The following is a 6,128-nucleotide window of genomic DNA, read 5'->3' as shown; positions in this document are numbered from 1 at the left end:
CTCGCTGAATTCCTTCACCAGCAGCGCCAGCACGCGGCGAAGTGGAAGAAACAGGGAGAGAGCGCGCTCAACGCCATATTCAAAGAGGGGAATCCAACCATCCCCTCTGCCGAGATCGAGGACTATATTTGGTACCGCCATCTTTTCCTGAAGCGGGGAAAGCCTGCGACCCATCTCATGGCGCTTCATGATCTACCACCCGAAACGCTTCGGTCGGCAGCGCCTGCCCCGTTCGGGGCGATGGTCGAGTTGCTGCAGCGCATGCTGACGGGAACGGCAGGGTGAGAGCCGACAAGCTTCTCTGGAAGCCAGCGGCAGGTATCATACTGGAGCCAGAGGCAGACCGTGCGGTGCGGGCTGAGTGGCACACGCTGGTCATCGCAGGACCAGGTGCTGGGAAGACGGAACTTCTGGCGCAGCGCGCTGCATATCTACTTCAAACCGGGGAGTGTCCTCCTCCGAGAAATATTCTAGCGCTCAGTTTCAAGCGGGAGGCGGCTCGCAACTTGGAGCGACGGGTAAAAGAGCGGTGCGGGCGCGACCTGGCTGCGCGGTTTGTCTCGCGCACATTTGACTCTTTTGCCAAGTCGCTCCTTGACCGCTTCATCCCACTGCTTCCAGCGCAGTATCAACCCGGAAGGGATTACTCCCTACCCCGCAAGCCATCCCTGTTGAGAGAACTTCTCGACCAATGGGATTCGAGAATACTTCCCCCTGGCCTTTCACGAACCGGGCTAAACAACACGTTACGCGCCCAGGCTGAGCGAGAACTCCTGAAAATCCCCCTCCCGATCACCGGACAGACGACGGATGTCGTCCGCTTTCTCGTAGGCCGGATTTGGAAGACGCTACTGACACCCGTCGATGGCACGGTCCTGACCTTTCCAATGATCACCCGTCTCGCCGCATTCCTTGCGGAGACACAGGAGGCAGTGCGGCGCATGCATGAGCTTGCGTTCAGTCACGTTTTCCTGGACGAGTTTCAGGACACAACCTATGCACAATACGATCTGCTACGCGCACTCTTTCGGGTCGATGGCCCGTCCATCCTGACCGCTGTCGGAGATCCTCAGCAGCGTATCATGGGGTTCGCAGGCGCACTGGATGATGCTGGAGCGCGGTTCCGGTCGGATTACAAGGCACGAACGCATCAACTCGCATTCAACCACCGTTCCGCCCCAGAACTCGTTGCATTACAGCGCATAGCAGGCAGTCAGTTACTCTCGACTGATTCGCCTGTAAAGGCAGGCCCTGGCGTAGCAGCGCGCCAAGGCGAGCACGAACTACACATCTTTTCCAATCACCGAGAGGAAGCGGAGTACGTCGCATCCAACATCCACCAGTGGATCGACAACGGTCTTCATCCCAGACAGGTTGCAGTGCTCGTGATGAAACAAGCACCGGACTACGCCGAAACCCTTTTGGCGGCCCTTGAGCGTAAGGGGGTGCGCGCGCGGGTGGAGAGCCATGAGACCGAGTACCTCGTCGAAGCCCCCGTACAGGCAATCCTCCAACTGCTACGCCTCGCCTCAGATACAGCGGAGCCGGACGATTGGACGGATAGCACTAATCTCGTTGCCCAACTGCGTGGCGTCTCGTTGGAAGATGATCGGCAGCACGCGCGCGTGGAGTATGCGCTATCGCGATTTGTGGATGGGCTCGCGGCCGAGCTTCGAAGTTTTGGCACTACCAAGCTACTGTCCAGGGAGGAGGTTGCGGCTTGGGTAGAGCGAATCTGGTCATTCTTGGACCGTGACGCATTCCTTGCCTGCAACCCTCATTATGCCCAGGGCTCGTACTTCAGCGAACTCACTGGGAAGCTGGTGCAGGAACTTCATTCAGCATGGCAGCAGGCTGCAAGTTTAGCAATGGCACTCGCCATCGTCACCGGAGCTGACACTGTGCCCATTTGCAATACCCACAAGAGCAAGGGCTTGGAGTTTGAGGTGGTCATATTCTTGGGCCTTGAAGACGGCGCTTTCTATAAATTTAATGAAGAGCAGAATCAACACGTCCGGACATTCTTTGTCGCGCTCAGCCGCGCCAAACAACGTGTCTGGTTTACCATGAGCAAGATCCGTCCTCAACCTCGGACCAGAGTGGAAGCAATTCAGTATGCTGAGGCCATTCGGCCGCTCCTTGGCTCCTTGCGAGTCGCAAAGATCGCAGTGCACGACCATCGCCCCGCAGCATTGCAGGCAGGCGCACGCCGGGGGTGACCGAAATTGGTCGAGCCTCCATGCGCTCTCGCCTCAACACCTGAGCCCGGGGCACCGGAGCGTTTGCGCCGGCACCAAGCCTCCCGGGATGGTTACTGTCGCGCCCTCATCTTTGGACCGGGGCGGGTTGAAACTGGTTGGAGCCCCTGACGAACGCCACCACCGGCACTCGCCCTTCCCTTCTCGTATTTGCCCTATGTGTTGCCGTCTACCGGTCGAGGTAGGTCAGCAGCGCCACCGGCAGCCGCTCTGCCGCGGTACCATCCACTCGCGCCCCGAGACCGAGACGCGCCAGCGCTTGCTCGGCAGCACTCCGCACTGCCACATCAGGCCCGTCTTCCTCGTGCGTGTACCAGGACCGGTCCCAGGTATCTCGTGCGAGCGCCTCAAGAGCTGGGCAGCCGTCGAGCCAGCCCAAGCGGTCGATGGTCACCGCGACCTCCAGCCGGACGGGACCGCTCCTGTCGGTGTGCATCTTGAGAATCTCCAACCGCTCCTCAGCGCTCGCAGAGTCCGCGAGCATAGCGATGGCTAGGCGGCGGCATCGGTAATGCGAGTCCCTGAGCAGGGCCCTTACCGATTCCCTGGCCATAGGGTCGGCGTGCAGCGCGAGTCCGGCGTACAAACGAGCCTCCTTGTCCGGAGAATGAAGCAGCGCCTGGGCCTGCTCGCGCATCGGCGCGCCTGCGCGTGCCAGCAACAGGAGCGCGGTCGCTGCCCAGGTGTGCTGCTGGCTGCTCGCAGCCGCACGAAGCAGGGCCACCGCCTCCTCGTCGAAGGCCTGAACCGCGCGAAGCAGCCCCTCCTCGTCATTCGCCTCCAGCGCTTGGAGGGCAGCCTCGATCGGCACCACTCCTGGCGTCCCCTCTCTCACGAGGCGGCGGAGCGGCTTGAGGGCTTCATGCCCTGACCTGTCCCTGCGGCGGGGTGACATCGCGAACACCAGCTCGATTCGACGGAGAACAGAAGCCTGTCGCAGGGCGGCGCTGAACAACGCCTGAAATCGTCCTGGCTCGCATGATTGCGACGCCGTTCGGAGGAAGTGCTCGAGACGTCGGGCGGGAATCGTCTCCAGTCGAAGGAGCCACGTCTCCACCAATGGGGCGGGAAGTACGAAGTCCAGGGAGAGTTGATTCCACACGGCGTCATCCTGGCCGTGTGCCTCCGCGAGTTCGACGAGCGCTTCGAGTTCGTCTGGGGCTACGTCTTGTCGTTGGTCGCTCAGGCTCCTGGCCCAGGCGCGGATCAAGGACGCGCGCTCCGAATGAGTGAGGACCCACTGCCAACCTTCCGGCTGCCGCCTCCGCCAGGAGACGGCGGCGGTGAGCCCGTTCTGGAGCCACCAGAACTCCTCCGAGCCCGCCTCCGAGAGGTGCTCCCGGGCCATTGTGTCCATCACGTGCTCGCCCCAGTCGGCCTCCGGGACTCTCTCGCTCCATCGGAGTTCGTGCGCCTGGTAGGCGTGCACGCAACGCATCAGCACGTCTTCGAAGGACGCTCCTTCAAGAAGGGCGCCCATCACCAACTCATGGACCGCTCCTGTCGCGCCAGCGGGCACGTTGTCGAGCACGCTGTCGAGGGCACGGAGGTACTCGGGCGCGAGGTTCCAGCCGAAGTGACAGAGGAACTCCGGAAGACGCTCGTAGTCGGAGAGCGGAGATTCAATGAAGGGTAGTACCCACTCGACGTAACGTCCGGCGAGCTGGCGGGCGGCAGCGTCCTCCGCTATCCGAGCCTGCTCCGGCGTGCCTGCCCAATTCGGAGCGACCCATCGCACGATGCCCATGGCCCCCCGCCTCCTCCGGACGTTCAGCAGGGCGTCGGTGACCTTCTTTACGGCGTCGGAAGCCCTAGAGAAAGCGCGGAGGCGGTAAAGGGACCGCGAGAACGATTCGGGTGCCGACGCTTCCAATACGCTGCTGCGGAGCCAGGTGTCGAGAGCCTTCTGGCGTGCGGGTCTCAACGAAAGGACGGAAGGCCGGAATGCCTCGAGCATGGTGACCGCCCACTCGAAGTCCTCTTCCTGGATGAGTTCCTCGACGAGGCCTGTGCGAGCGCGTTCAAGGACGTCTGCGAAGTTGTCGCTCTTCCAGGCGAGCTCGAGCCCCTTCTGGAACAAGGGGTGAGCGGAGTAGCCCGTAGTCCGCTCGCGTAGCGAGCGGCGGTCACGCAGCCACCGCAGGACCCGCACGGCCTGCACTTCCTGGCCGCCTAAGGCCGTGGCTAGCGCTCGGCCGAGATGACCGACGGCCTCCTCCGTCACAGTGCCCTTCGCGGTCAGCAGCGCCCAGATGACGAACGCACCGAGGGCAGCGGCCTGACCCTGTTCCCTGACTTCGCTGGCGAGGCGCTCGCTGATCTTCTCGTGCTGCGCCTCTGCGAGGAGGTGCTCGAAGTCGGCATCCTCGCGGGTTTCAAGACCTGCGAGCTGGTCCACGAACTCGGCGAGCACCAGTGGGTTGCTCGTTCGCCGAACGAGTTCAGGGATGTGCTCGTCCAGCCACCCTACTTGCCAGGTTCCAGCGGCGCCCAGGCGACGCCGAGCGATCTCGGCCCGGGCCTCTGACGAGTAGTCCTTGTTGGTGAGCGTGACTTGGAACCTGGCGAGCTTCTCCTGCTCCTTTTCTGTGACAGGTCCCGGGTAGAGGCCCCAGGCGGAGGTGAGGATGAACTTCTTGTCTGGTCCCGCCCGCTTGAGCCTCTCGAGCAAGTCCGAGGCCCACCCCTCACGTCCCTCGCGTCGCTGGTACCTTCCCCACGGGTCCTCGAAGACGAAAAGGTGCCGGCCAGGCAGGCGCATTCGCTCGTCGACCTGGGACCACGACGGATCAGGAACCAGCTCGAAGGGAGCCCCCTCCAGTCGGAGTTCGTCCGTCAGGGCTATGGCGGTCAGGCTCTTTCCGCTCCCGGGCGGGCCGAGCAGGAAGACGGCATGGAGGTCGCGCAACCGCTCACGTGCGGTCTGCAAGGAGACAGGTGGAACGAAGCCTACAAGCTCCGGCGGTTTCCGCAGCCGCCCTCCGATCTCCTGCGAGCAGATGACCTCCTCGAGCTCCTCTCGCCGCCATTGTCCAGGGTGTTCTCCCAGGAGCCTGCTCCAGACCTGCTGCTCTAGGAGGTCAAGGCATGCGTCGACTCGCGTCGACGGGACGTGCCCGAAGGTCATCAGCAGCTCTTTGGACCGGCGTGTGACCAGCTCCTCCGAGCACATGTCCATGATGGCGATACGAGGAGCGAGCTGTGCCGGATCGAGCCCCAGGTTCCGTGCTACTTCCTCCAAGGCCACGGGGAGTTGCGGCTCGGTAGGAACTGCTGTGAACTCCGGTACGTGCAGCGACGGCAAGTGTTGGCCCGTCGCCTGTGAGGACGTGACGAGGAGGTACCTGGTGGAGGGATCCGTCAATGCGACGAGAGGGGGCGTGCGGAGGTTCCTCGCGGGTGAGCCTGGGACCGCGAAGCCCGCCGTCATCAAGCTGGTGAAGTCCCCGGACGTCCAGTGTGCAGCGCGTCGCTTCACCTGGACGTTCAGGGTCGAGTCGGGCAGGCCAACAACCGCGCGGGCCTCTGCGTGTTCTTCACCCTCGGGGCCCGAGGCCATCCGCAGGACCGCCTCGATGTCCTCACGATCCACCGGCTCAACGGCGATGCTGCTGCACGCGCGGCGGCGGAACATCAGCTCCAGGGCCATCCAGACGGTCACCCGCACCTGATATTGGAAGCCGGTCATTGCAACGATGGCCCCTGTCATCCGCTCCTCGCACTCGATGTCGCCTGGGCGCTCTCTGCTTCGGCGGTCCCCGGTAAGTGTGGAAGCCTCTCCACCCCCCGCGTCATGTCAAGTGCGGCCTCTCTAAAGCGGGGGGCAGAGCCAAGGCGCCAGAAGAGGCCACTCTAACGCAACTTGCGTCA

General features: G+C 63.0%; 3 protein-coding genes. 2 read left to right on the top strand and 1 reads right to left on the bottom strand.

The window, feature by feature from the left end; translation table 11 throughout:
• Positions 1-285: hypothetical protein (locus tag VF794_RS25205; protein ID WP_331114652.1), on the top strand; the 285-nt coding region annotated here is incomplete at its 5' end.
• The gene (locus VF794_RS25200; RefSeq protein WP_331114650.1) at positions 282-2,219 is read left to right on the top strand and encodes an ATP-dependent helicase; all 1,938 of its coding nucleotides are present in this window, start codon (positions 282-284) and stop codon (positions 2,217-2,219) included. The genes VF794_RS25205 and VF794_RS25200, both read left to right, overlap by 4 nt.
• A gap of 208 nt (positions 2,220-2,427) precedes the next feature.
• Here the strand turns inward: VF794_RS25200 and VF794_RS25195 are convergent, their stop codons facing one another.
• The gene (locus tag VF794_RS25195) at positions 2,428-5,967 is read right to left on the bottom strand and encodes a hypothetical protein (protein WP_331114648.1); all 3,540 of its coding nucleotides are present in this window, start codon (positions 5,965-5,967) and stop codon (positions 2,428-2,430) included.
• Positions 5,968-6,128 lie beyond the last annotated feature (161 nt).

The sequence above is a fragment of the Archangium sp. genome (assembly GCF_036389735.1).
GTDB lineage: Bacteria > Myxococcota > Myxococcia > Myxococcales > Myxococcaceae > Archangium.
This window is presented reverse-complemented; position numbering and strand designations above follow the sequence as displayed.

What these genes read in the sequence shown, in the direction of transcription:
- VF794_RS25195 (WP_331114648.1), bottom strand. Translation starts at nt 5,967, where the DNA reads ATGACAGGGGCCATCGTTGCAATGACCGGCTTCCAATATCAGGTGCGG.